Annotated in this window: 5 protein-coding genes; 1 reads left to right on the top strand and 4 read right to left on the bottom strand. The window is 71.0% G+C overall.

The features are described 5' to 3' along the window. Nucleotides 1–69 precede the first annotated feature (69 nt). On the bottom strand, nucleotides 70–1,074 hold the full coding sequence (locus ACFW2E_RS41520) for a carbohydrate kinase family protein (protein WP_384475737.1): 1,005 nt from the start codon (nucleotides 1,072–1,074) through the stop codon (nucleotides 70–72). Between the two features lie 13 nt (nucleotides 1,075–1,087). Then, complete coding sequence (gene metK, locus ACFW2E_RS41515) at nucleotides 1,088–2,287, bottom strand: methionine adenosyltransferase (protein WP_384475734.1); 1,200 nt, start codon at nucleotides 2,285–2,287, stop codon at nucleotides 1,088–1,090. 176 nt (nucleotides 2,288–2,463) lie between these two features. Here metK and ACFW2E_RS41510 point away from each other — a divergent pair, with 176 nt between their 5' ends. Beyond that, a complete protein-coding gene (locus tag ACFW2E_RS41510) occupies nucleotides 2,464–3,033 on the top strand; it encodes a hypothetical protein (RefSeq protein ID WP_384475731.1) in 570 nt (189 codons plus the stop codon). Nucleotides 3,034–3,300: 267 nt separating this feature from the next. Here ACFW2E_RS41510 and ACFW2E_RS41505 read toward each other — a convergent pair whose 3' ends face one another. Together ACFW2E_RS41505 and ACFW2E_RS41500 are read right to left on the bottom strand one after the other, a co-directional pair. Further along, complete coding sequence (locus ACFW2E_RS41505; protein ID WP_384475728.1) at nucleotides 3,301–3,489, bottom strand: acyl-CoA carboxylase subunit epsilon; 189 nt, start codon at nucleotides 3,487–3,489, stop codon at nucleotides 3,301–3,303. After that, on the bottom strand, nucleotides 3,486–4,808 hold a 1,323-nt coding region (locus tag ACFW2E_RS41500), incomplete at its 5' end, for an acyl-CoA carboxylase subunit beta (RefSeq protein WP_384475725.1). The genes ACFW2E_RS41505 and ACFW2E_RS41500, both read right to left, overlap by 4 nt.

Raw genomic sequence — 4,808 nt, 5'->3', positions numbered from 1 at the left:
TCGTGCCCATCGCACCGTCCGCCACCACCACACGGGTGGCGAGGGCCTCTCTGAGGGTTTCCGAAGCGGTCACGAGCTGTCGCCGCCCTCGCGGGTGACGGCCACCAGGTGGGGCGCGATCTCCTCGGCGGCGTCCGTGCCGTACGCGGCCGTGAGGTTGGCGAGGAGGCGGTCGGCCGCGGCGTCGTACGACTGGGAGCCGACGGTGCGGATCACCTCGGCCGCGACCGAGCAGCCGAGCCGTATCGAGGCCGTCCGGGTCAGGCCCCGGGCGGTGGCGGCGAGAAAGCCGGCTCGGAACGCGTCGCCGACGCCGGTCGGGTCGGTGATCTCGCGCACCGGTGCCGCCGGTACGGTCACGGCGGGCTCGCCCGCGCGCTCGATGCGGACGCCGTCCGCGCCGAGGGTGGTCACCCAGGAACCGACCCGGTCGAGGTTCTGCCCACTGGTCCAGCCGGTGCGCTCCCGGACCAGGGCGGCCTCGTACGCGTTGGTGAACAGGCGTCCGGCGCCGTCGACGAGGCCGCGCACCGCGTCCGGTTCGAGACGGGCGAGCTGCTGGGAGGGGTCGGCGGCGAACGGGATGCCGAGCCGCCGGCTCTCCTCGGTGTGCCGCACCATCGCCTCGGGGTCGTTAGGCGAGATCAGCACGAGGTCGAGGCCGCCGAACCGTTCGGCGACGGGCGCGAGGCTCAGGGTGCGGGCCTCGGCCATGGCGCCGGCGTAGAAGGTGGCGATCTGGTTCTGCGCCCGGTCGGTGGTGCACACGAAGCGGGCGGTCTGCGCCGTGTGCGAGACATGCACGGAGTCGGTGTCCACGCCGTGCTCCTTCAGGTGGACCTGGTAGTCGGCGAAGTCCGGGCCCACGGCGCCGACCAGGACCGGGGACAACCCCAACTGTCCCAGCCCGTAGGCGATGTTGGCTGCCGCGCCGCCGCGTCGGACCTCCAGGGCGTCGGCGAGGAAGGACAGCGAGACGTTCGACAGCTCACCGGGCACCAGGTGGTCGGTGAAGCAGCCGGGGAACGTCATCAGATGGTCGGTGGCGATGGAACCGGTGACGGCGATCCGCATGACCCGGCCCCGTTCAGCCCGTCGCGGCTTGGCGGAGCTTGTCCGCCCGGTCGGTGGTTTCCCAGGTGAAGTCGGCTCCGGTGCGCCCGAAGTGGCCGTACGCGGCGGTCTGCGCGTAGCGCGGGCGCAGCAGGTCGAGGTCCCGCACGATCGCGGCCGGGCGCAGGTCGAAGACGTCGGTGACGGCTTGCTGGATCCGGTCCACGGGTACGGTCTCGGTGCCGAACGTCTCGATGAACAGGCCGACCGGGGCCGCCTTGCCGATGGCGTAGGCGACCTGCGCCTCGCAGCGCCGGGCGAGCCCCGCGGCGACCACGTTCTTGGCGACCCAGCGCATCGCGTACGCCCCGCTGCGGTCCACCTTGGACGGGTCCTTGCCGGAGAACGCGCCGCCGCCGTGGCGGGACATGCCGCCGTAGGTGTCGACGATGATCTTCCGTCCGGTCAGGCCGGCATCGCCCATCGGGCCACCGATCTCGAACCGTCCGGTGGGGTTCACCAGGAGCCGGTGCCCGGTCGTGTCGAGGTCGAGGCCGTCCAGCGCCGGTGCGACGACGTGGTCGCGCAGGTCGGGCACGAGCAGCGAGTCGAGGCTGATGTCGGGGGCGTGCTGCGAGGAGACCACGACCGTGTCCAGGCGCACCGGGCGGTCGCCCTCGTACTCGATGGTGACCTGCGTCTTGCCGTCCGGACGCAGATAGGGCAGCGGGCCCTCCTTGCGGACCTCGGCGAGGCGGCGCGCGAGGCGGTGCGCGAGGGCGATCGGCAGCGGCATCAGCTCGGGGGTGTCGTCGCAGGCGTAGCCGAACATCAGGCCCTGGTCGCCGGCGCCCTGCCGGTCGAGTTCGTCCCCCTCGGAGGCGCCCTCGACCCGGGTCTCGTACGCGTCGTCCACGCCCTGGGCGATGTCGGGCGACTGGGCGCCGATGGAGACCGAGACGCCGCACGAGGCGCCGTCGAATCCCTTGGCCGACGAGTCGTAGCCGATACCGAGAATCGTCTCGCGGACCAGCGTCGGAATGTCGGCGTACGCGGAGGTGGTGACTTCGCCCGCGATGTGCACCTGGCCGGTCGTGATCAGGGTTTCCACGGCCACGCGAGCCGTCGGGTCCTGGGCGAGAAGTGCGTCGAGAATGGTGTCACTGATTTGGTCGGCGATTTTGTCGGGATGGCCCTCGGTCACCGACTCCGAGGTGAACAGTCGACGGGACACGCTTTCCTCCAGCAGTTCCTCGATCCGGAACTGGCCTAGGTCCGGGAATTGTTGTCGAAAGAGCGTGCGTGGGAATGCTTGGGGACGGCTAAAGTGTCCGGTTGTCCGCCTCGGTTCTTCGCTTTAGCGCCCCGCAAGGGGCGGCTGACTGAATAGCGGGTAGAAAGGAGCTTTCCATGACCCGCTACCTCATCAGCTTCCTACCTTGGATCGCCTACGCCGCCATCGCGACGAGCGACGAGTGGCGCAGTGGCGCGGAGTGGGGACTGGGGATCGCCGCGTTCGTGATCTTCCAGGGACGGCGATCGGGCAAGCACTTGGACGAGATGGTGATCGAAGTGAGTGCCCTCGTGTTCTTCGCGGGCATCACCTGGCTCTCGTACAAGCAGCCCGATTCCGGCCTCATCCCCTACGGCCCTGCCCTGGTCGACGCGTGGCTCGCCGTCACGGCGTTCGGTTCGCTGCTCATCGGGCGGCCGTTCACGCTGGGACTGGCACGCAAGATCGCGCCGGAGCACGTGTGGAAGACCAAGGCGTTCTTCCGGACCAACGCGACGATCACCACCGTGTGGGGGGTGTCCTTCCTCGTCGCGGCCGGTGCGCTGGCCGTGCTGATCAAGGCCGATCCGCACGCCACGACCGCGGCGATCGTCATCAAGGTCGTCACCTTCGTCGTCCCCGTTCTGTTCACCATGCGCTATCCGGCCATCGCCGCGCAGAAGGCTCGGCAGGCCGCGGTTCACTGACGTGGACCAGCGCAGTCATTGAGCGCCGTTGCCCCTGAGAATCGGGAGCAGCGGCGCTCGTTGGCGTGCGCCGGCCTGGGCCGTATGGGACGGTCGGCCCAGGCCGGTCGGTGCACGCCGGTCAGCTCACCCCGCAGGGGGCTCCGCCCCCCGGGCCCCCGGGCCTTCGCCCACCCGCCACCCGACTCGCTCGGCCGGGAGGCGAGGCATGGGCGGGCGCCGCTGCCCCATTCCGGAGCGGGCAGCGGCGCCTCGGGGGTCTTCTCGCTATGGCGCCGACCAGGCGCCCGGCAGGCGGTGGGTGCCCTGGACCCAGCCGGCGGCCGGGGGGCGCGGGGACGCCTCCGGTTCGGTTCCGCGGAGAAGGGCCAGCAGGACGACCGTGACGGCGGCGAGTTGCTCCGGGTCGGGCTCGCCCCGTACGACACGGATCGGGTGGTCCCCGGCGGCGCTCATACCGGCTGGTTCCCGTGTTTGCGGGGCGGCATCGTGGCGTGCTTGGCGCGCAGCATCGCCAGCGAGCGGATCAGGACGGCCCTGGTATCCGCCGGATCGATGACGTCGTCCACCAGCCCGCGTTCGGCCGCGTAGTAGGGGTGCATGAGTTCCTCCTGGTACTGCTGGATGCGCTGGGCGCGCGCCGCCTCGGGGTCCGGCGCGGCGGCGATCTCCCGGCGGAAGACGACGTTCGCGGCGCCCTCCGCACCCATCACCGCGATCTCGTTGGTGGGCCAGGCGAAGGTGAGGTCGGCGCCGATGGACTGCGAGTCCATGACGATGTACGCGCCGCCGTACGCCTTGCGCAGGATCACCGATATGCGGGGGACGCTCGCGTTGCAGTACGAGTAGAGGAGCTTGGCGCCGTGGCGGATCACCCCGCCGTGCTCCTGCTCCCGGCCCGGCAGGAAGCCCGGCACGTCGACGAGCGTGACGAGCGGGATGCTGAAGGCGTCGCAGGACTGCACGAACCGGGCTGCCTTTTCACTGGCGCTGATGTCCAGGACACCGGCGAAGGAGGCCGGCTGGTTGGCCACGACACCGACGACCTGGCCGTCGAGCCGGGCCAGCGCGCAGATGATGTTGGTGGCCCAGCCCGCGTGCACCTCGAAGATCTCACCGTCGTCGACGATCTCCTCGATCACGGGACGCATGTCGTAGGAGCGTCCGGGGTCGCCGGGCACCAGGTCGAGGAGCGCCTCACCGCGCCGGGTCGGGGAGTCGTCGGGCCGGACGGCGGGCGGCAGTTCACGGTTGTTCTGCGGCAGCATCGACAGCAGGTAGCGCACCTCCGCGAGGCACTCCGCCTCGTCCTCGTACGCGAAGTGCGCGGCCCCCGAGACGGTGGCGTGCACGTCGGCGCCGCCGAGCTGGTCGTGGCTGATCTGCTCGCCGGTGACGGCCTGTACGACGTCCGGGCCGGTGATGTACATCTGCGACGTGCCGCGGACCATGAAGACGTAGTCGGTGAGCGCCGGTGAGTAGGCGGCGCCGCCCGCGCAGGGCCCCAGCATCACGCTGATCTGCGGGATGACCCCGGAGGCGGCCACGTTGCGGCGGAAGATGCCGCCGTAGCCGGCGAGCGCGGTGACGCCCTCCTGGATGCGGGCGCCGGCGCCGTCGCTGAGGGCGACCAGGGGCGCGCCCGCGGCGAGCGCCAGGTCCATCACCTTGTGGATCTTGGAGGCGTGCGCCTCGCCGAGCGAGCCGCCGAAGATGCGGAAGTCATGGGCGTAGACGAAGACCGTGCGGCCCTCCACCGTGCCCCAGCCGGTCAC

Origin of the sequence: Streptomyces sp. NPDC058964 (assembly GCF_042741275.1) — a bacterium.
Taxonomy (GTDB): domain Bacteria; phylum Actinomycetota; class Actinomycetes; order Streptomycetales; family Streptomycetaceae; genus Streptomyces.
The sequence above is the reverse complement of the archived record's forward strand: the minus strand, read 5'-3'. Positions and strand labels throughout refer to the sequence as shown.

Coding starts and splice junctions, on each gene's coding strand:
- ACFW2E_RS41520 (WP_384475737.1), bottom strand. CDS start 1,074: ATGCGGATCGCCGTCACCGGTTCCATCGCCACCGACCATCTGATGACG.
- ACFW2E_RS41510 (WP_384475731.1), top strand. CDS start 2,464: ATGACCCGCTACCTCATCAGCTTCCTACCTTGGATCGCCTACGCCGCC.
- ACFW2E_RS41505 (WP_384475728.1), bottom strand. CDS start 3,489: ATGAGCGCCGCCGGGGACCACCCGATCCGTGTCGTACGGGGCGAGCCC.